Origin of the sequence: Natrinema sp. SYSU A 869, assembly GCF_019879105.1 — an archaeon.
Lineage (GTDB): Archaea > Halobacteriota > Halobacteria > Halobacteriales > Natrialbaceae > Natrinema.
Genome location: NZ_CP082247.1, coordinates 792,402 through 811,902, shown reverse-complemented (window position 1 = coordinate 811,902; position 19,501 = coordinate 792,402). Strand labels below are relative to the sequence as shown.

The window sequence follows — 19,501 nt, the reverse complement described above, 5'->3', positions numbered from 1 at the left end:
ATCTCGATTCCCTGAAACGGTGTCCGGACGATTCAGATCCGACTGAGCAGCACGTCCGGATCTTCGAGTCCCTCGATGACCGTCTCCATGAACTGAGACCCGGTCGCTCCGTCGATAATGCGGTGGTCGTACGAGAGCGTCAGTCGGAGCTGCTTTCGGACCTCGACCGTTTCGTCGTCCACTGCAACGGGCGCGTTTCGGATCCGATTGACCCCCATGATCGCCGCCTCGGGATGGTTGATGATCGGCGTTCCGAACACGCCGTGTTCGCCGTGTGTCCCCGTGTTCGTTACCGTGAACGTCCCGTCTGCGAAGTCCGACGGCTCTAGCTCTCGGTCGGCGGCGGCGTCGACCAGTTCCGCGAGCTCCGCCGCGATTTCGGTGATCGATTTCCGATCGACGTCGCGGAGTACCGGAACGACGAGTCCGTGTTCGGTGTCGACGGCGACGCCGACGTTGTAGTAGTTCTTCTCGATAACCTCCTCGGCCTCGAGGTCGACACTGGCGTTGATCTCGGGAAACTCCTGTAGCGCCGGGACGACCGCCTTGACGATAATCGCCGTGTACGTGATTCGACGTTCGTGCTTCTCGTCGAGCCGTTCTTTCAGTGCAACGAGTTCGGTCGCGTCGGCTTCGGACACCGAGGTAACGTGGGGAACGGTCTGCCACGACTCGCTCATGTTCTCGGCCATTTGCTTTTCGATACCCTGCAGCGGGCGATGAACAGTCCGCTCGTCGTCCGTCGAGATGTCGGGCTCGGTTGAAGCTGTACTCACCTCGCTCGACTCCGTCGTCGGCTCCGCGTCGCCGGTCGGCCGTCGCTGTTCGAGGCGGGCATCGATGTCCTCCCGGAGGACGCGACCGTTCGGACCGGTCCCGTCGATGGCCGCGATGTCGACGCCCTGTTCGCGAGCGTACCGTCGAGTGCTGGGTGCGGCGAACACCCGCTGGTCCGCGACGGTTCCCACGCGCTGGTCCGCAACGGCTCCCGTCGCTCCGTTGGCGGCCGTTTCGCGCGACTCTTCCAAGACGGCTCCCGCGGGAGCGCTCTGATCCGTCTCGCCGGTGGCGGCCGCCGGCTCGTCGCTCGGCTCGTTCGAGCTGCCGGCGACTCCCCGATCGTCCGCCTCGCTCGACTGCTCGCTACTCGTTTTCGGCGGCTCGTCCGTTTCGATGACTAGTAACACCTCGCCGACGGCGACCGTGTCGCCGGTTTCGGCGCGGCGCTCTGTGACGGTCCCATCGCTCGGCGCCGGAATCTCGACCATCGCCTTGTCGGTCTCGACGGTACAGACGGGCTCGTCCTCGTCGACGGCGTCTCCATCGTCGACGAACCAGTCGACGATCTCCGCCTCCGTGATTCCCTCTCCGACGTCCGGTAGCGTGAATTCGAACTCAGAACTCATACGACATCACCGCCTCGATCGCGTCGACCGCTCGCTGTTCGTCCGGAAGGTACGCCTCTTCGGTCTGATGGCCTGGGAAGTGGACGTCGTATCCCGTCGCGCGCTTGATCGGGGCGTGAAGCCGATCGAGCGCGTACTCGTTGATGAGCGCCGATAACTCCGCTCCCAGCCCGAGCGTGCGTCGTGCCTCGTGGAAGACGACACAGCGGCCGGTCTTTTTCACCGAGTCGAGGATCGCTTCGACCGGAAGCGGCGAGAGCGTCCGGACGTCCACGATCTCGACGTCGGCGTCGACCCGATCGGCCGCCGTGACCGCGTGTCGGACCATTGCCCCCCACGTGAGAACGGTTATATCGCTTCCCTCTCGGACGATCCGGGCGTCGTCGAGCGAAAGCGTGTACTCCTCCTCGGGGACCGCTTCGGTCCCGACCCGGTAGATGCTCTTGGGCTCGAGGAACATTACGGGATCATCGGACCGGATGCTCGCGGCGAGCAGCCCTTTCGTCTCCGCGGGCGTGCTCGGACAGACGACGCGGACGCCCGGCGTATGGATGAAGAGCGCCTCGGTCGACTCGGAGTGGTACTCGCTGGACTTGATGCCACCGCCGTAGGGGATCCGGACGGTGAGCGGCATGTCGATCTCTCCGCCCGAGCGTTCGTGCATCTTCGAGATCGTGTACATGAACTGGCCGAACGCCGGGTAGAAGAACCCGAGGAACTGAATCTCGGGGACGACGCGCTGGCCGCGCATCGCCATTCCCGCGGCGGTACCGAGGATGCCGTTCTCCGAGAGCGGCGTGTCGATAACGCGTTCCTCGCCGAACTCCTCGTAGAGGTTCTCGGTGGCCCGAAAGACGCCGCCGATCGGCCCCATATCGTAGCCGAGCAGCCGGACCGACTCGTCACGTCGCATCTCCTGAGCGAGCGTCTCTCGGACCGCCGTGACGAGGTTTATCTCGCTGGTCTCGGACTCGGGATAGTCCTGAGCGCTCATAGCCCCTCCCCTGTGAAGTCGGTGAACGGGTTCTCGCCCTCGAGCTCTGCGCGGAGCTCCTCGCGTTGGTGGCGCTCGTTCCACGACGTCGTCTTGAGGTGATTATCGAAGATCCGCTGGGGATCCGAGTCGGGGACCTCGCGGGCGCGGTCGACGGCTTCCTCGACGCGTCGGTCTATCTCTTCGCCGATCGACTCGACGGTCTCGTCGTCGAGAATCCCCTCGGAACGCAGATACGCTTCGAACCGATCGATCGGGTCGCGCTCGGCCCAGTACTCCTGTTGTGAATCGTCTCGATAGGCGTCGGCGTCGTCCGCAGTGTTGTGGTCGTCGACCCGGTAGGTGACGCACTCGATGAGCGTCGGACCGTCGCCCTCCCGCGCCCGCTCGACGGCTCGCCGCGTTCCCTCGTACACGGCGAGGACGTCGTTCCCGTCGATTCGCTCGTGCGGAACGCCGGCCGCTTCGGCCTTCTGTGCGAACGTCTCGGCGGCGGTCTGTCGGTGGGCGGGGACCGAGATCGCCCACTGATTGTTGTGACAGATCGTGACTGCGGGGGCGTCGAACACGCCGGCGAAGTTCAGCGCCTCGTAGAAGTCGCCCTGACTCGTCGAGCCGTCGCCGATGTACGAGAGGGTGACGGCGTCGGTGTCACCGAACCGGTCTGCCATCGCCGATCCCACGGCGTTGGTAACGTTCGCCGCCAACGGGACGTACACGGGCGGGAAGTTGACTGGTGGTGCGTCCTCGTCGTCAAGCGGGAGGTGTTCGTCGATCGTTTCGGGTTCGGCCCCCATGAGGCCCGCTATCGACCGTTCGAGCGATGCCCCCCAGTACAGCATCGCGGGCGTCTGCCGATAGGTGAGGAAACACCAGTCGTCCGGTTCGAGCGCCGCCGCGCTGCCGATCGGGATCGCCTCCTCGCCGATCGATCCCGAGAGAATACTGATCTCTCCCCGCCGCTGGAGGCTCCGCGTCTTCTCGTCGTACCGCCTGGAGAGCCGCATCGTTCGATACTGGCGACGGAGAACGTCTTCGGAGAGATCCGGTGGATCTGCGGTGATCGTTCCGTCCGGAGCGAGTACCCGATAGAAATCGTCGTCCGGTCGCGATTCTGACCACTGTGACATGTGCGTGGGAATACCAAACCAACGGAAAAATAGGTTGCGGTCACTTTACCCGAACGTGAACTATCGACGCCGATCACTCGTCCGGCGTCACTACCTGATTCTCGAGGCCGGTATACGACCCCGTGTCGTCGATTCGCTCGAGGTTCTCCACGAGAATGTCGGCGTGTCGTTCCCAGTACTCATCAGTGTGCCCCGAATTATGGGGTGTGATCAGGACGTTCTCGAGGGTCCAGAGCGGGTGGTCGTGGGGAAGCGGTTCGGGATCGGTCACGTCCAGTGCCGCACCGCGGATCTCGTTTCCGCGCAGCGCCGCGAGCAGGTCGTCGGTGTCGACGACTGCGCCGCGAGCGACGTTGACGACGACTGCGTTCGGCGGGAGCGTTCTGAACGCTTCCTCGTCGATAATTCCTCGAGTGGTGTCGGTGAGGGGACAGGCCAGCACGACGTAATCGGATCGCATGAACGCCTCGTGGAGGTCATCGCTGTATCCGAGCACCTCGTCCGCCGGCCCGCCTTTCGCCGGCGTGTATCGGACGCCGATCCGCTCGACATCGAACGGAGCCAGTAACTCGAGCGTCCGTCGCCCGATCGGCCCCATCCCGACGACCGTGACGGTGCTCCCGTTGAGTTCGCCCGCACGGTAGTGTCGCCATTCGTTTCGAGATTGACGCCGCCAGCCCTGGTGAAGCCGGCGCGCGAACGTCAATACGTTTCCGAGCACGTGTTCGGCCATGTTCGGTGCGTGGACGCCCGAGGCGTTCGTTACGGCGATGTCACGCGACTCGAGTTCGTCTATCGGGAGGTGGTTGACGCCCGCCGATGCGCAGGCGAACAGTCGGAGCGAGTCCGCGCCGGCCAGTAATTCCTCGTCGATTCGGAGGCCGGTCGCGATGGGGGCCTCGGTGATGAGTTCTCGTTCCGCCGCCGGCGTTCGAGCCAGTTCGACCTCGAGATCGGGACGGCGGTCGCGAAGCCGCTCTGCGCACCGTTCACTCGACATTCCGTGTGCAGTGCCGCGCAGGACGACGATATCGGTAGTAGTCGTACTCATGGATCGAAATCGTTCAAGCCACTCTATTTCGTACTGGAACTTATATTCGCGTGAAATTTGAGACGCTCCGCTACCGGCATCGATCCCGATTCGGCTTCGACCGAGAGTCTCCTGCCCCTCTCACCGACCGCTGGCCGGATGAACGGGCGCTGACACGGATTGAGGAGACAGCCCGCTCGTTTCCCTTGTACTGACCGATCCGATTACCGACTCGATTCAGGGTTTGTATCGGTCCCGATATTTTATCACTGCTTGGGGGTAATACTCACACAGAGAGAACTATGCAGTACTTCCAACTCGAGCGAGCCGAGGGCCTCGTCGCGAGCGGCGACGGCGAACTGTTCGATCTCGGTACGGCCGACCCGCCGATCGAGACGTTTCGCGACCTCGCCGCTGCGACACGGACCAACGGGACTGGCCTCGCCGATCTCGGGCGACTCGAGAACAGTGTTACCGTCGTCTGAGGTCTGCGGTCTCTGCTGGTCCCGGTCTTCGAGGACATGGTCCCGCGCTCGGATTCGTGTCGTGATTCCCGAACCGACGCGGCGCGATCGATCATCTGATCGGTGTCCGTCCCCGTCCCGAGGGGTTTGCCGTGGGATGAACCTTTATTTCGAAACGTGTTAGACGAGTGTCCATGGATCTGCAACTGCAGGGTAACGCAGCGCTCGTCACGGCGTCGAGCAGCGGGCTCGGCAAAGCGTCCGCTCGCGCGCTCGCGAAGGAGGGAGCGAACGTCGTACTGAACGGTCGGGACGAGGAGCGCCTCGAGGCGGCAGTCGAGGACGTCCGAACCGATGCGACGGGCACCGTTGTCGGTCAGTCCGGCGATCTGACCGAGCCCGACGATATCACTGCGCTCGTCGAGAGGACCGTCGACGAATTCGGGACGATCGACCACCTCGTGACCAGTGCCGGCGGCCCGCCGAGCGGCCCCTTCCTGGAGAAAAGCGACGAGGACTGGTACGAGGCGTTCGATCTGCTCGTGATGAGCGTCGTCCGAGTCGTCCGCGAGGCGGTCGATCACCTTCGCGATGGCGGCGGAACGATCGTCACAATCACGTCCAGTAGCGTCAAGGAAGCGATCGACGGGCTCGTTCTCTCGAACTCTGTCCGGATGGGCGTTATCGGACTGGAAAAGACGCTCTCGACGGAACTTGCGCCCGAAATTCGCGCGAACGCCGTGCTCCCCGGCGTCCACGAGACGCCACGCATCAGCGAAGTCATCGAACAGGGTCTCGAACGAGGTGAGTACGACTCTTACGAGGAGGGGCTGGAAGAACGGAGCTCTGGGATTCCGGTCGGGAGTATCGGTGACCCGATGGATCTCGGCCGAACCATTGCGTTCCTCTCGTCACCACAGTCGGGGTATATCGACGGCGAGACCGTCACTGTCGACGGCGGGGCCGGCGCTTCGAACCTCTAGTGCGACCGGATCCCGGGACCTGACAGGCGCTGAATGCGAACGGAGTCGCTCGGCGACCTGAATCGCGCTGGCCGATCGCTCAGCGACGTCATGCACTGCGAAACGCCGCCGGATTCAAGGCAGTGCTTGCCATACTATACCACGGCTGCAGAGCAGCCATTAGGGTCAGTCGTTTGCCACACCTCGAGGGCGGTAACGGGAATCCCCACGACCGTTCCCGCCCTCTCCTGTGACTCCGCTCGAACGACAGAACACCTCTCTCACCGAAATCCGTCTCCCCAGTCGCCGGCTCGCCGCGGAGACAGCGGACCGTCTTCTCGCTGCCGTTCCCACTCTCACGTCCGTGAATTCGTGGCGACATAGGTCGACGACAGAGCTCTCCGATCGGTAAACGCAGAGAGTCCGGTAATCGTACATTCTCCCCTGCAGACATTGTCGGAAAACCGAGACAGTCCTTCCGCAACACTAACGTTTATTTGATGGTGGGTGGTACCAACTACCACGGAGGTGGGACGGACGAAACATCACGAACAAACCCGACTCCCAACTGTCAACCAATCCAGCCACCTTACCCTATGACAGTACACTGCAAAATTCGCCATTTTCCGTCCATTCCTCGTCCCTTGAGGTCGGAGCTAATCGAAACGCGTCCAACGGAGCAACCGACTGTTTCCGGTGAAGGTCCGTTTCGCCCAGATTGATCGTCGCGAAGAGGCATGACCGAGCGTGAACGAACCGCTACCGACGGGCCGCGTCTTCACGGTTCCGTATAATCAAGCGGTGGTACCGTTGTGAAGAACGCATCGCAACGGCTTCAGTCCTACCCGGGAATAGAAGGATACGTGAGGATGGGCCGCGGACAGGATTTCCTAGATGGATCGAGTCCAGCTGTCACCATGGCCAGGCCAATGAGGGGATTTCGGTACGATTTCAGTAAGATATTACTCGAACTGGAGGACTGGTTCGGAGGCGCTCTCTTCGGAAATGGTGACGGAGAGACAGCTAATGTTGGTACCGTCGTTTGATTCCGCAGTGGAACTGCGGCCGACCACAATATAATAACGCCCTAAGGGTGTTATGTACAGCGGGGCGGGATAGCGTGTCAAAATCGGCCGTGAGTGATACCCACAAGGATTTATAACAGCGAGACGGTGCTGCGCCAGATACATCCCTCTCGGACGGACCATCCCCCTACTCCGTTCGAGACGGGAACCGGTCACCAAACCACTATAAGCAACCCAGACGATTTTCTCCGCATGGCAATGACTGACGTTCTCGTGATAGGCGGTGGACCCGGCGGCTACAGCGCCGCGATTCGTGCCGCACAGCGCGACTGCGATGTCACGCTCGTCGATCGGGACGGCGTCGGCGGAACCTGTCTCAACCACGGCTGTATCCCCTCGAAGGCGCTGTTAACCGCGTCGAACCTCGTCACTGAGCTCGAGTCGGCGTCCCGGATGGGCATCTACGCGGAGCCGTTCGTCGACGTCGGGGAGATGATCGACTGGAAGGACGACGTGGTCGACCGGCTCACGGGCGGCGTCGAAAAACTCTGCGAGGCGAACGGCGTCACCGTGAGAGAGGGGACGGCGCGGTTTACGGACGACCACACCGTCGAAATCGCTGCGACGGACGGCACTATCGACGAACTCGAGTTCGAAACCGCCGTCATTGCGACCGGGAGCCACCCGATGAGCGTTCCGGGGTTTTCCGTCAACGACGACCCGATTCTGAACTCTCGGCAGGCGCTGGCGCTCGAGGGCGCGCCGCGGTCGCTGGCCGTCGTCGGCGCGGGGTACATCGGCATGGAACTCTCGACGGTGTTCGCGAAGCTCGGGACGGACGTCACGGTCGTCGAGATGGAAGACGACGTGCTACCGGGGTACGAATCGGATCTCACCCGACCGGTGAAGAAGCGAGCCGAATCCGTCGGCGTCGATTTCCAGTTCGGTCAGGTCGCGGTCGAGTGGTCTCGAGAGGGTGACGGGACAGTTACCCTCCACACCGAAGGGACGGACGGGACCGATCACGAGACGACCGCAGAGCGGATACTCGTCGCGATCGGTCGGGAACCCGTCTCCGACACGCTCGGTCTCGAGGCGATCGGACTGGAGCCAACCGACGCCGGATTCTTCGAGACCGACGATCGAACCCGGACGGCTCGGGATCACGTCTTCGCGGTCGGCGACGTCGCCGGCGAACCGATGCTCGCACACAAAGCGGTCGCAGAGGGTCTCGTCGCCGCGGAAGTCGCGTCGGGCGGTGACGCCGCGCTTCATGACGCCGCGATTCCGACGGCGGTGTTCGTCGACCCGGAGATCGCTACCGTCGGACTGACAGAGGCCGATGCGCGCGACGCCGGTCACTCGCCGGTCGTCGGCGAGTTCCCGTTCAACGCGAGCGGCCGAGCGCTCACGCTCGCGGAGACGGAGGGGTTCGTCCGCGTCGTCGCCGGGGAAGACACCGGCCGACTCCTCGGTGCACAGATCGTCGGTCCCGAGGCGTCCGAACTGATCGGCGAACTCGGGGTGGCGGTCGAGACGGGACTGACGCTCGAGGACGTCGCCGGCACCGTCCACATGCACCCGACGCTCTCGGAGGCGGTCATGGAGGCCTGCGAGAACGCGCTCGGACAGGCGATACACACGCTGAATCGCTGACCGACTGCGACCGTGGTGGGGTAACTGACGGGTTAAGGCTCGACGAGTACTTTGATCTGATCGCTCTCGGGATCGCGAAGCCCCTCGAACGCAGATTCCACGCCGTCCAGCAGCACCGTCTCGGTGATCATCAGCTCGGGGTCGATGCGGCCGTCGGCGATCAGATCCAGTGCGGTCGCGAATTCCGACCGCGAGACAAGCGGCCCGCCCTGGAAGCCGAAGGACCCGACGAGTTCCCGTTCCGCTTGCATAATATCGTTCGGATGAATCGGGACCTCCTCCTCGAACACGCTGAGCACGACGACCGTTTCCCCGTACGCGGTACTCCGGAGCGCGTCCGTCAGCGTCGCGGCCGTTCCGGCGCACTCGAATGAGACGTCGACTCGGTCGGTCTCCCGCTGAATCTCCTCGACGGCGTCGACGGCGGTCGGATCGATGACGACGTCGGCACCGAGCGACTCTGCGGCCGCTCGACGCGCCGCTCGGGGCTCGCTGACGTAGATCTCGCGGGCACCGGCCGCAGCGGCACTTGCGACGACGCCGAGGCCGATCGGCCCGGCGCCGAACACCGCGACGCGATCGGTGGGCTCGAGGCCCGATCGCCGGACGCCCCGAAGCGAGACGCCGAGGGGTTCCGCGAGCGCGGCGTGGCGCAGCGACACCTCGTCTAAGACGGGGACAGCCATCGAGGACGGGACGACGATTCGATCCGCGAAGCCGCGACTGGCGACGACGCCGCCGTCGCCTCGCTCACAGAGGTGGTACTTCCCGGCTGCACAGTAGCGACAATCGTGGCAGGCCGTGACCATGTTCAGCGTGACGCGATCGCCGACGCGAACGTCATCGACGGTCTCACCGACGTCCGAAACGGTGCCGGCGATCTCGTGACCCATCGGCTTCGGCAGGTACTCGTCCCAGTCCGACTCCGGAATCGAGTGCTCGGTCGCTTCGGCTCGGATCGGAATGGGTCCGACCTCGTACTCGTGCAGATCGGAGCCACAGATCCCCGTGTACTCGATATCGACCGCGACCGCGTCCGCCGAGACGGCGCGCTGATCGACGTCGTCGACACGGAGGTCTCCGGGCCCATGCAGGTAGACGGCATCCATTGTCCTGCCTACCCATACCATTCCTGCGAAGGTAAAGCTACGTGTCCGTAGGCCGCCGCCTATCGGTGCTCGCGGCTGGTACGGCGACCCGACTCGTCCGAACTACGTCAGCAGGAAACGGTGACGCAGCGACGTCACGTAACGCCGATGTAGGCGTCCCGCACGTACTCGTCCTCCTGTAGTTCCGCGGCGGGTCCCTCGAGCGTGATCTCTCCGGTCTCGAGCAGATAGAGCCGCTCGGCGTGGCGCATCGCGAAGGTGGTGTTCTGTTCGGCGATCAGGATCGTGATGCCCTCCCGCTTGAGTTGCTCGAAGGTCTCGTCGAGGTCGTTGATGATGACCGGCGCGAGCCCGAGCGTCGGCTCGTCTAAGATGAGGAGCTTCGGATCGCTGACCAGCGCGCGGCCGATGGCGAGCATCTGCTGTTCGCCGCCGCTCAGCGTCTCCGCGTCCTGCTCGCGGCGCTCGTCCAGTCGCGGGAACAGCTCGTAGACCCAGTTGATCGTCTCTTGGGCGGCCTCCTGATCGTCTCGGGGATAGGCTCCCATCAGGAGGTTCTCGTGGACGGAGAAAAACGGGAAGAGGTCGTGCTCTTCGCTGCAGTGGACGAGCCCTTGATCGACGATTTCGCGCTTGGAGAGGTCGGACAGCTCCTCGCCGAACAGCTTGATGCTGCCCTCGTACTCCGTGATCCCGGAGAGGGTGTCGAACAGCGTCGTCTTCCCGGCGCCGTTCGGACCGATGACGCCGACCGTTTCGCCTTCCTCGACGTGTAGGGAGACGTCGTCGAGCGCCTGCGTCTTGCCGTAGGTCACGTCCAGTCCCTCGATCTCGAGGACGGGGTCGGCCATCAGTTGCCCACCTCCGCACCGGCGAGGTACGCTTTCTGTACCGTCTCGTCGTTCGCGATCTCCTCGGGTGATCCCTCGGCGATCTTCTGTCCGCTGTTGATGACGACGACGCGGTTGACGATCGGCATGAGTCCTTTCATATTGTGGTCGACGATGATAATCGGTCGCCCTTCCGCATGGATATCGCGAATCTGTTCTGACAGTTCGCGAATCTCCGCCTGGTTCATCCCCGCGAACGGTTCGTCGAGGAGGAGCATTTCGGGCCCGGTCGCCAACGCCTTGGCGATTTCGAGCCGCCGGACGTCGGCGTGGGGGAGCGATCCGGGGAGCGTATCCAACTTCCCGTCGAGGCCGAACCGCCGGGCGATGTCGAGGACCTCCGCTTGACTCGCACCGCCGGTGAGCGAGAAGATATCGTTCGGATACGTGAACAGCTCGATGTTTTCGCCGACCGTCGAGGACGGAATCGGGTTCGATTCCTGGGAAACGCGTGCGATCCCGCGGTTAACGATCTCGTGGGTATCCATATCCGTGATGTCGGTGCCCCTGAACTGGACGGAGCCGCCCGTCACGCCGTAGATTCCCATAATGCAGTTGAAGACGGTACTCTTCCCGGACCCGTTCGGACCGATCAGCCCCAGGATCTCGTCGTCCCGGAGGTCGAATGACAGGTCGTCGACGGCGACGAGACCGCCGAACTCCTTTCGCAAGTCATCGATCTGGAACACGGTATCGTTACTCATCGCGATCACCTCCAATGGAACCGATTCGAGACCAGATAAACGGGAAGATCCCGTCCCGGAGGAACACGAGGAAGAACAGCACGATGAGCCACAGTGCGAGCCACCGACCGGTCGATCCGAACACCGTCAGCACCTCGTCGCGGAGGAAGATGAAGACGAATGCGCCGCCGATCGGCCCGGCGATCGTTCCCATGCCACCGATGACCGCGATCGCGACCATCTCAAGGCTGCGGTCGATCACGAGGACCGTCGAGGGTGTGACGTTCCCGTAGAAGTGAGCGAGCATCGCGCCGCCGATCCCCATCGTGACCGCACTCAGCAGGAACGACCACAGTTTGAACTTCGTCGTGTCGATCCCCGAGGACTCGATCGCGGCCTCGTTTTCGCCGATCGCGCGTAGGATCCGCCCGACGTTCGATTGACTCACCACGACCAGTACGGAACCGATGAGCAGCATCGGGAGCAGCGTGTAGTAGTACAGGGTCGTGAGATCGTACGTGAGCGTCGACACCGCGGTAATCCCCAGCTCGCCGCCGGTGTACTCCCCGTAAATGTAGACGAGTTGGGTCAGAACCAACACGCCGAGCAGCGTGATCAGCGAGAAGTACGGTCCCTCGAGTCGCAGGGTCGGGACTGCGAACAGGAGCCCGATGGCGACCGCCGCCAGGATCGACAGCGGGAACGTGATGTACATCGCCATATCGGGGTTGACGTTGTGGACGAGAATCCCGGTCATGTAGGCGGCGCCGCCGGACAGTGCGGAGTGCCCGAAACTGATGTAGTTGGTGTGGCCGCTGATGATGTCCCAGCCCATGGCGAAGATGGCCCAGATGCTCGCTAACGCGAACACGTACAGGTACTGGGCGGCCCAGAACGGCAGGGTGAAGAGCGCGAGGAGCGCGACCCCGACTGCCGCGATCTGGTATTGGTTCGGTTCGCCGAGGAACTCCCTCGTGAACCGCTGCAGTACTGGCTCGCCGGAGCGATCGTATTCGTTACTCAAGGTACTCCCTCCCGTAGAGGCCTTCCGGCCGGTACATGATCACTGCGATGATTATCAGTAGCGCTATCACGACGCGGTACGGCGCGCCGATGAGTTCGACCGTGAGCGTCTCGATGTAGCCGATCAGGTACGCCGCGATGATCGATCCCTTGATCGAGCCGACACCGCCGATGATGACGATGATGAACGCGAGCGTGAGCGGCTCGAGCCACATCTCGGGGCTTGTCTGTTGCAAACGCCCGATGAAGAGCCCGCCGACGCCGGCGAACGCGCCCGCGATGAGCCATGTCTGTCGCCGGACTTGCGGGAGATCGACGCCGGTGAATATCGCGCCCCGTTCGCTCATCGACGTCGCGAGGATCGCTCGTCCGTTCTTCGTGTTCGTGACGTAGTACCACAGCAGGCCGATCAACACCCAGGAGACGACGAACGCCAGGAGCTGGTCGTACTGCATTCGGGTGCCGGCGACCGCGATGGAGCCCGGTACCATGGGCTCGAGAACGCGCGCCTGCTGTGAGAACCCCATCGTGATCGCCTCCTGGATGGCGAGCGCGGCCATGATCGTCGCCATAAACGTGATGACTACGTGTTCTTCGATGTATCTGACAAGGCCCATGTAGACGCCGTACGACGCGAGCGCGGCGACGAGAACGCCGGCGATTACGCCTCCGAGCCGGCCGACGTACGGCTGTGCCACGAGGTACGTGTAGGCGCTGAGCATGAGCAACGCCCCATGAGTGAGATTGAGTATCCCACCGACACCGAAGATCATCGTGAATCCGATCGCGATCAGGGCGTAGATCGCGCTGATCATCGCCCCGACAATCACGATCGTGAGTATATCTGAGAGCATGCTATCAGTGATTACATCCAGGACGGCGGCTGGTGGTCGCCGTTCTGGTAGCTCTCGGGCCAGACGCAGCGTTTCGTACCGTCCGTCCCGCCGATTCCGTCGCCTTCTTCCGCCGTTTGCCACTGGGTGACAGTAAACGGTGCGTACTCGTCACCCGCGCTTTCGCCCGGATACACGTCGTTCGGGTACTCGTCGCCCTCACCCTGGAACTGAATCTGTCCGAACGATCCCTGGAAGTCGGTTGCCTGCAGTTCTTCGACGATCGCGTCGATGTCCTCCTGGTGGTTCGCGGTGCCCGCGCGCTCGACGGCCTCCGCGTAGAGAGTGATCGCGTCGTGCGTGATGAACCCGACGAACGTCGGTGTCGTCGGCCGCGAGTCGTACTCGGCCTGGTACGCGTCCATGACTTCGCTCGTCTTCGGCGTGATGTCCGCGAACCCGTCCGCGGCGGCCGTCGCCGTGGACAGATACTCCGCGGTACCGTCGGTGTCGGACCAGAACTGCGGCGACTGCGCGGCGATCATAACGCCGTCGACGGAGAACGGGTACTCGTTTCGCGACCAGGACGCGGTCATGCCGGTGATCGGAATGTGCGAGAGCGCTCCGATCATGGCCTGTGCGCCGGAGCTTTCGACCTGATCGAGGATCGGCGTCCAGTCGTTCGTGTCCAGCGCAACCCGCTCGTTGACTGAAACGTCTATTCCGCTATCCTCGAGGAGTCCCGCGGTGATGTCTGTGATGTCCTGCGTCCAGGCGGCGTCCTCGGAGACAACGGCCATCGTGTCCCACCCGTGCTCCTCGCTGAGGTACTGGCCGTACTCCGCGAGATATTCGGCCTGTTTGATCGAATTGACCGGTCCGGGCCGGAAGATGCTCTTGTACTGATCGTAGTTCTGTGCGTGGTTTTCGGCGAAGATACGCGGCGACGCCGCCCCGGTAATCATGAAGGGTAGGTCGTTCTCGGACGCGATGTCCACCAGCGACAGCGCGACTTCGCTCACGATGGTCCCGACCAGCATCTGGATGTTCTCCCGACTGACCATCTCCGTCACTGCCGAGTGCGCCTCGGAGGGCTGCCCGGCGGAGTCGGCCGTCACGAGCTCGACGTCCTGGTCGAGGATGCCACCGTTCTCGTTTAACTGATCGACGGCTAACTGTGCCGACCGCTCCGAGCCGAGACCGTTGTCCGTTTCGACGGCCATAATGTGCCCGATCTTTATCGTATCCCCGCTACCACCGCCGCCGAGACACCCCGCGATCGACGTGACCGCTGCCCCCGCTCCGATCGTCTGCAGAACGGTTCGGCGATCCGTTCGATCGGAGATGCCTCTGCCGTAGCGAGTCTGCTCATTGGACTCCTTGCTCATTGGTATCGACCACCAGTAAATCCCGGAGGTTCCCTTATATCTCTTTCCATAATAATAGTTATAGAATCGCAGTAGACGTGGTATGACGCCGCTGACACCACCGATCAGTCATATCTATCAGTCGACACTTCTCGCTCTTCTGGTTGCCCGGTTCGACGGTAGCGGATCGATGCCCGTCTGCTCCGACGCGCCCGGTCACAGTGGCGAGCGGACGACGGGCTACCGTGGACCGGTGTCCGACCCTCACGAACCGCACTGCGGCCGCTAGAGGCTATCGTAGATGATGTTCTTCTGGATCTCGCTCGTCCCCTCGACGATCTTCTGTACTCGAGAGTCCCGATAGAACTTCTCGACCGGGAACTCCCGCGTGTAGCCGTAGCCGCCGTGAATCTGGACGGCCTCGGAGCAGACGTCTTCGCAGACTTCGCTCGTGTAGTACTTGGCGATGGAGGCGAGTCGCCGCGGATCGTTCCCGGCCATCAGTTCGGCCGCCGCCCGGTAGGTGGTCGAACGGGCGGTTTCGATCCCGGTTATCATGTCCGCGAGCTTCCACTGGAGGCCCTGAAAGTCACCGATCGGCTGCCCGAAGGCCTCGCGCTCGTGGGCGTACTCGAACGCGTGGCGGAACGCCCCGGCGGCGGCACCGAGCGCGTTCGCCGCCACGAGGATCCGATTCTCGTTGAAGAACTCCATCAACTGCGCGAAGCCGCGGTCCTCCTCGCCGACGAGGTGGTCCTCGGGAATCCGCGCGTCTGTGATGTCGATCTCGGCGGTCGGGCTCGCCCGAAGCCCCATCTTCTCGATATCGTTGCCGACCTCGAACCCGTCCGTCTCGGTCGGGACGATGAAGGCGCTGATCCCGTCGTGACCCGCGTCGGGAGTCGTCTTCGCCATGACGATCATGAACTCCGCGACTGGACTGTTGCTCGCCCAGGTCTTGCTCCCGTCGAGGACCCATTCGTCGCCGTCCTTCTCGGCGGTCGTCCGCATCCCGGCGACGTCGCTCCCCGCGTCCGGTTCGCTGATCGAGGTGCCACAGACGGCCTCGCCCTCGAGAACCGGTCGAACGAACTCGTCTTTCTGCCAGTCGTCGCCGTACTCGAGGAGCATTTCGGTGCCGAACTTGCCGGTCAGGACGGCGGTGCCGATCCCGGGATCAGCGCGATTGAATTCCTCGTGAACGATGACCGATGCGAGAAAGTCCATCCCCGCACCGCCGTACTCCTCGGGATAGTGCGGGGCCAGGAAGTCCAGATCGGCGGCCTCCCGAAAGATCTCCCGCGGGAACTGTACCACGCCGGGCTCGTCGTACTCTCTGGCGACCGGTTCGATCTCCGTCTCCGCGAATTCGCGAACCGCGTCGCGAATCGCCTCATGTTCCGCTGTCAGTGCTGTCGTCATTGGCTGGTCTCTTCTGTTAGGTGTCGTCTATCGCCGTTCGGTCCCGTCTCTGTTCCTCGTCCGTCGGAGCCGGCGTCACTCGCGGTCGCGGCCGCTCGGGAAGTCAGGCCGTCGGCCGTCGAGAAACGCTTCGACGGCTTCCTCGTGGTCGGGATGCTGTTGCGCCGCCGCCTCGAGCGCGATGCCTTTCGTCAGCGCGAGGTCGTTCCCGAGTTCGAGCCAGCTGTTCAGGGTCTTTTCGTGTATCTGATCGCAGTCTGGGGCCCCGTCGCCAGCTTCTCGACCATCTCGTCGGTGGCGTTGTCCAGTTCGTCGGCGGGGACGACGTGATTGACGAGTCCGAGCTCTTTGGCCTCCTCGGCGGAGAGCAGCTCGCCCGTCATCAGCAGCTCCTTCGCCTTGTTCAGACTCGTCAGGAGCGGCCAGATGACCGCCCCGCCGTCCCCGGCGACGAGCGCGACGTTCACGTGCGGGTCCCCGATCCGCGCGTCCTCGCTCAGCATGACGATGTCACAGAAGAGCGCGAGCGTCGCCCCCAGTCCCGTCGCGTCGCCGTTCACCTTCGCGATCACCGGCTTCTCGAGGTTGACGATGCTCTCGATGATCTCCTCGCCCTCGCGGGCGGTCTCGAGGAACTTTCGGGCTCCTCGACGCTCTCTTTCATCCAGTTCACGTCGCCGCCGGCGGAGAACGCGTCGCCGTTCCCGGTGAGGACGACCACCCTCGCGTCGGCGTCGTAGGCGTCGTCGAACACCTCGGCGAGTTCGGTGTGGAGCGGGGCGTTCACCGCGTTGAGCGCGTCCGGTCGGTCGATCGCGATTCGGAGGACGTCGCCGTCGAGCGTCACTGCTAGGTTCTCGTACTCCTGCATGTCCGCCAGAACAGATGTCGGTTACCCTCATAAATCCCTGTGACGGCCGGGGGTCGCGGACGAAAGAGCTAACATGCTGATCGCGGAAACGGACAGGTATGGGTTACCTTCCCACGCTACCGGAGACGCTGTCGCGGACGACGCGGAAGTATCCCGATCGGGAGGCGATCGTCTACCCTCGAAAGGACCTCCGCCTGACCTACGCCGAATTCGACGACCGAGTGGATCGGTTCGCGAACGCGCTCCGAGAGCGCGGCGTCGAACGCGGCGACCGCGTCTCGCTGTTGCTCCACAACTCCGCGGAGTTCGCTATCGCACTGTTCGGTCTCCTGCGGGCCGGTGCCGTCTTCAATCCCGTCAACTATCGCCTCGCTCCCAGTGAGGTCGGCTACATCCTCGATGACTCCGAGTCGACGGTCCTTGTCTTCGAGGAGGCGACGCGAGACACGGTCGAGAGCGGCCGCGACGAGTTCGGAACGGTCGAGGAGTACGTGTACGTCGACGACGACGTCGAACGCACGCCCGACTACGCCGCCGGGTTCCACGACCTGCTCGAGCGCGCCGACGCGTCGACGCCGCCGGTCTCGGTCGATTCGACGGACCAGTACGCGATCATGTACACGAGCGGGACGACCGGCCGACCGAAGGGGGTCGTCCACTCCCATCGAGACGCGACGTACCACAACATGCTCTACGCCGGCCAGATGGGGCTGAACTTCACGGACGTCGGAATCTCAGCGATGCCGCTGTACCACAACGCCGAACTCAACTGCGGACTGCTCACGCGGATCAACCTCGGCGCGAAGTCTGTGATCCTCCACGACTTCGACGCGCGACGCGCTCTCGAAATCGTGGACGAAGAGCGTGCGACCCACCTCTTCGTCGCCTCGCGGATCTGGGGGCAACTGCTCGAGGAGTCGAACGAGCTGGCATCGTTCGACGGTTCGTCGCTCGAGCTCGGCGTCTACGGTGCCGCCCCGATGCCGCCGTCGCTGCTCGAGGAGTGTATCGAGACGTTCACCGAGGACTACGCCACGGCCTACGGGATGACGGAAATGGGGCCGTGCGCGACGTTCATCCTCCCCTTCGAGGTTCGGGAGCACCTCGAGAGCGTCGGTCGGGCGGCGCCGAACCACGAGGTCCGGATCGTCGAGCCGACCGAGAACGAGGACCCGAACGATCCCGTCACGCCGACGGACACCGTCGTGACCGGGGAGACCGGCGAGATCATCCTGCAGGGGCCGCCGATGATGGACGAGTACTGGAACCTGCCGGAGAAGACGGCGGACGCGATCCGCGACGGCTGGTTCTTCACGGGCGACGCGGGCTATCGCAACGAGGACGGCTACCTCTTCTTGGTCGACAGGATCGACGACATGATCATCAGCGGCGGGGAGAACATCTACCCGACCGAAGTCGAGAACGTCCTCTACCAGCACGACGGCGTCGCCGAGGTCGCTGTGATCGGCGAGGAAGACGACCAGTGGGGCGAACGCGTCGTCGCGCACGTCGTTCCGGACGGCGACCTGACCGCGGACGACCTCGACGACTTCTGCCGAGCGAGCGACGACCTCGCCGAGTTCAAGCGGCCGCGACGGTACGAGTTCCGCGACGCCCTCCCAAAGAATCCGAGCGGCAAGATCCAGAAGTACAAGCTCCGCAACGAGGACTGAACGCGGTCGGCAGTGCAATAGGAGCACCCGTGTCCGGTCGTTCGATCGATCTCGTTCCACGTTCTAGTCACTCGGGCGGCCTCGTTCCCTTGTTCCGCTCGTTCATGTACTCGAGCGCCGCGTCGAACCCCTCGGTCGCCGCGATGCGGTAGTACTCCTTGCCGTACTCCGTGTGGTGGCCGAGCGCGTCGAACAGTTCGCTGAACTTGAACATCGGTTTCGCGCCCTGCATCTCCGCGGCGCCGTTGAGCACCTGTTTGAGGATGCGAACGTTGTTGCCCGGCATCTTCCGGATCTCCTCGACCTCCGCGAAGACCGTCGCCATGAGTCGGTCCCGCGGAACGACGCGATTGACCATTCCTAACTCCGACGCTCGCTGCGCGTCGACGATCTTGCCCGAGAGGAGCAGTTCCTTCGCCTCGTGGAGGTTCATGACGAACGGATAGACGAGCGTCGGCGGGACGCCGGCCATCCGCAATCCCGGATAGCCGAACTCCGACTCCTCGGTCGCGATCACGAGATCACACGCCATCGCCAGGTCGCTGCCGGCGGCGAGACAGTAGCCGTCGACGGCGGCGATCACCGGCGTGTCACACTCCCAGACGGCGTGAACGTGATCGGTCGCGGCGTCGAATTCGTCGAGGAGGTCGTCGACCGACGGAACGGGGTCTGTCTCCTCCCCATCTTCCTCCGCTGGGGTGATGTCGTAGCCGGCCGAAAACGCCTCGTCACCCGCGCCGCGAAGGACGATCACTCTCACCTCGTCGTCGGCCTCTGCTCGAGCGATCGCGTCGCACAGCTCCTCGATCAGGCAGTCGTTCAGCGTATTCAGCGAGTCGGGACGGTCGAGTGTGACGAGCGCGGCCGCTCGATCCGAATCGACGGTATAGTCGACGGTCGATGGCATGTGGTACTGACTCTCACCCGGCGATAAAACGCTTTCCGCAACTGTCGAGACTGCGT

Annotated in this window: 18 protein-coding genes; 4 read left to right on the top strand and 14 right to left on the bottom strand. The window is 63.5% G+C overall.

Translation table 11 applies throughout. The features are described from left to right. Window positions 1–32: 32 nt before the first annotated feature. The 4 genes from K6I40_RS03635 to K6I40_RS03620 form a co-directional block, all read right to left on the bottom strand. Entirely contained in the window at window positions 33–1,406 is a 1,374-nt protein-coding gene (locus tag K6I40_RS03635; protein WP_222912890.1) for a dihydrolipoamide acetyltransferase family protein, read from the bottom strand. Beyond that, the gene (locus K6I40_RS03630) at window positions 1,396–2,400 is read right to left on the bottom strand and encodes an alpha-ketoacid dehydrogenase subunit beta (RefSeq protein ID WP_222912889.1); all 1,005 of its coding nucleotides are present in this window, start codon (window positions 2,398–2,400) and stop codon (window positions 1,396–1,398) included. Before K6I40_RS03630 ends, K6I40_RS03635 begins: the two co-directional genes overlap by 11 nt. Continuing rightward, window positions 2,397–3,530, bottom strand: a complete 1,134-nt coding sequence (locus K6I40_RS03625) for a thiamine pyrophosphate-dependent enzyme (protein WP_222912888.1) — start codon at window positions 3,528–3,530, stop codon at window positions 2,397–2,399. The genes K6I40_RS03630 and K6I40_RS03625 overlap by 4 nt, the downstream gene beginning before the upstream one ends. 73 nt (window positions 3,531–3,603) lie before the next feature. Further along, window positions 3,604–4,581, bottom strand: coding sequence for a D-2-hydroxyacid dehydrogenase (locus K6I40_RS03620; protein ID WP_222912887.1), 978 nt, complete (start codon window positions 4,579–4,581; stop codon window positions 3,604–3,606). Between the two features lie 281 nt (window positions 4,582–4,862). On the opposite strand from K6I40_RS03620, the gene K6I40_RS03615 reads away from it, so the two are divergent. From K6I40_RS03615 to lpdA, 3 genes are all read left to right on the top strand, one after another. Then, entirely contained in the window at window positions 4,863–5,045 is a 183-nt protein-coding gene (locus K6I40_RS03615; RefSeq protein ID WP_222912886.1) for a hypothetical protein, read from the top strand. Between the two features lie 173 nt (window positions 5,046–5,218). After that, window positions 5,219–6,007, top strand: coding sequence for an SDR family oxidoreductase (locus K6I40_RS03610; RefSeq protein ID WP_222912885.1), 789 nt, complete (start codon window positions 5,219–5,221; stop codon window positions 6,005–6,007). A gap of 1,256 nt (window positions 6,008–7,263) precedes the next feature. After that, window positions 7,264–8,667 (top strand): dihydrolipoyl dehydrogenase, encoded by a 1,404-nt coding sequence (gene lpdA / locus K6I40_RS03605; RefSeq protein ID WP_222912884.1) that lies wholly within the window; start codon window positions 7,264–7,266, stop codon window positions 8,665–8,667. 32 nt (window positions 8,668–8,699) lie between these two features. Here the strand turns inward: lpdA and K6I40_RS03600 are convergent, their stop codons facing one another. The 9 genes from K6I40_RS03600 to K6I40_RS27810 all read right to left on the bottom strand — a co-directional run bounded on the left by K6I40_RS03600 (window position 8,700) and on the right by K6I40_RS27810 (window position 16,865). After that, entirely contained in the window at window positions 8,700–9,776 is a 1,077-nt protein-coding gene (locus K6I40_RS03600; protein ID WP_222912883.1) for a zinc-binding dehydrogenase, read from the bottom strand. A 134-nt stretch (window positions 9,777–9,910) separates the two neighbouring features. Further along, a complete protein-coding gene (locus K6I40_RS03595) occupies window positions 9,911–10,627 on the bottom strand; it encodes an ABC transporter ATP-binding protein (RefSeq protein ID WP_222912882.1) in 717 nt (238 codons plus the stop codon). Continuing rightward, the gene (locus K6I40_RS03590; RefSeq protein ID WP_222912881.1) at window positions 10,627–11,370 is read right to left on the bottom strand and encodes an ABC transporter ATP-binding protein; all 744 of its coding nucleotides are present in this window, start codon (window positions 11,368–11,370) and stop codon (window positions 10,627–10,629) included. Before K6I40_RS03590 ends, K6I40_RS03595 begins: the two co-directional genes overlap by 1 nt. Next, on the bottom strand, window positions 11,363–12,373 hold the full coding sequence (locus K6I40_RS03585) for a branched-chain amino acid ABC transporter permease (RefSeq protein WP_222912880.1): 1,011 nt from the start codon (window positions 12,371–12,373) through the stop codon (window positions 11,363–11,365). The genes K6I40_RS03590 and K6I40_RS03585 overlap by 8 nt, the downstream gene beginning before the upstream one ends. Beyond that, on the bottom strand, window positions 12,366–13,226 hold the full coding sequence (locus K6I40_RS03580; RefSeq protein WP_222912879.1) for a branched-chain amino acid ABC transporter permease: 861 nt from the start codon (window positions 13,224–13,226) through the stop codon (window positions 12,366–12,368). Before K6I40_RS03580 ends, K6I40_RS03585 begins: the two co-directional genes overlap by 8 nt. 11 nt (window positions 13,227–13,237) lie before the next feature. Then, complete coding sequence (locus tag K6I40_RS03575) at window positions 13,238–14,593, bottom strand: ABC transporter substrate-binding protein (RefSeq protein ID WP_222912878.1); 1,356 nt, start codon at window positions 14,591–14,593, stop codon at window positions 13,238–13,240. A gap of 264 nt (window positions 14,594–14,857) precedes the next feature. Further along, window positions 14,858–15,994, bottom strand: coding sequence for an acyl-CoA dehydrogenase family protein (locus K6I40_RS03570; protein ID WP_222912877.1), 1,137 nt, complete (start codon window positions 15,992–15,994; stop codon window positions 14,858–14,860). 227 nt (window positions 15,995–16,221) lie between these two features. Further along, window positions 16,222–16,596, bottom strand: a complete 375-nt coding sequence (locus K6I40_RS27815) for an enoyl-CoA hydratase/isomerase family protein (protein ID WP_255681447.1) — start codon at window positions 16,594–16,596, stop codon at window positions 16,222–16,224. Continuing rightward, window positions 16,563–16,865, bottom strand: a complete 303-nt coding sequence (locus tag K6I40_RS27810; protein WP_255681446.1) for an enoyl-CoA hydratase-related protein — start codon at window positions 16,863–16,865, stop codon at window positions 16,563–16,565. Before K6I40_RS27810 ends, K6I40_RS27815 begins: the two co-directional genes overlap by 34 nt. Window positions 16,866–16,963: 98 nt before the next feature. Here K6I40_RS27810 and K6I40_RS03560 point away from each other — a divergent pair, with 98 nt between their 5' ends. Continuing rightward, entirely contained in the window at window positions 16,964–18,538 is a 1,575-nt protein-coding gene (locus K6I40_RS03560) for a long-chain-fatty-acid--CoA ligase (protein ID WP_222912876.1), read from the top strand. Window positions 18,539–18,605: 67 nt separating this feature from the next. Here K6I40_RS03560 and K6I40_RS03555 read toward each other — a convergent pair whose 3' ends face one another. Continuing rightward, complete coding sequence (locus K6I40_RS03555; protein WP_222912875.1) at window positions 18,606–19,445, bottom strand: enoyl-CoA hydratase-related protein; 840 nt, start codon at window positions 19,443–19,445, stop codon at window positions 18,606–18,608. Window positions 19,446–19,501: the final 56 nt, after the last annotated feature.

Bases quoted from the DNA above. Each gene is read 5' to 3' on its own strand.
- K6I40_RS03635 (WP_222912890.1), bottom strand. From the start codon at position 1,406: ATGAGTTCTGAGTTCGAATTCACGCTACCGGACGTCGGAGAGGGAATC.
- K6I40_RS03630 (WP_222912889.1), bottom strand. From the start codon at position 2,400: ATGAGCGCTCAGGACTATCCCGAGTCCGAGACCAGCGAGATAAACCTC.
- K6I40_RS03625 (WP_222912888.1), bottom strand. From the start codon at position 3,530: ATGTCACAGTGGTCAGAATCGCGACCGGACGACGATTTCTATCGGGTA.
- K6I40_RS03620 (WP_222912887.1), bottom strand. From the start codon at position 4,581: ATGAGTACGACTACTACCGATATCGTCGTCCTGCGCGGCACTGCACAC.
- K6I40_RS03615 (WP_222912886.1), top strand. From the start codon at position 4,863: ATGCAGTACTTCCAACTCGAGCGAGCCGAGGGCCTCGTCGCGAGCGGC.
- K6I40_RS03610 (WP_222912885.1), top strand. From the start codon at position 5,219: ATGGATCTGCAACTGCAGGGTAACGCAGCGCTCGTCACGGCGTCGAGC.
- lpdA (WP_222912884.1), top strand. From the start codon at position 7,264: ATGGCAATGACTGACGTTCTCGTGATAGGCGGTGGACCCGGCGGCTAC.
- K6I40_RS03600 (WP_222912883.1), bottom strand. From the start codon at position 9,776: ATGGATGCCGTCTACCTGCATGGGCCCGGAGACCTCCGTGTCGACGAC.
- K6I40_RS03595 (WP_222912882.1), bottom strand. From the start codon at position 10,627: ATGGCCGACCCCGTCCTCGAGATCGAGGGACTGGACGTGACCTACGGC.
- K6I40_RS03590 (WP_222912881.1), bottom strand. From the start codon at position 11,370: ATGAGTAACGATACCGTGTTCCAGATCGATGACTTGCGAAAGGAGTTC.
- K6I40_RS03580 (WP_222912879.1), bottom strand. From the start codon at position 13,226: ATGCTCTCAGATATACTCACGATCGTGATTGTCGGGGCGATGATCAGC.
- K6I40_RS03575 (WP_222912878.1), bottom strand. From the start codon at position 14,593: ATGAGCAAGGAGTCCAATGAGCAGACTCGCTACGGCAGAGGCATCTCC.
- K6I40_RS03570 (WP_222912877.1), bottom strand. From the start codon at position 15,994: ATGACGACAGCACTGACAGCGGAACATGAGGCGATTCGCGACGCGGTT.
- K6I40_RS27810 (WP_255681446.1), bottom strand. From the start codon at position 16,865: ATGCAGGAGTACGAGAACCTAGCAGTGACGCTCGACGGCGACGTCCTC.
- K6I40_RS03560 (WP_222912876.1), top strand. From the start codon at position 16,964: ATGGGTTACCTTCCCACGCTACCGGAGACGCTGTCGCGGACGACGCGG.
- K6I40_RS03555 (WP_222912875.1), bottom strand. From the start codon at position 19,445: ATGCCATCGACCGTCGACTATACCGTCGATTCGGATCGAGCGGCCGCG.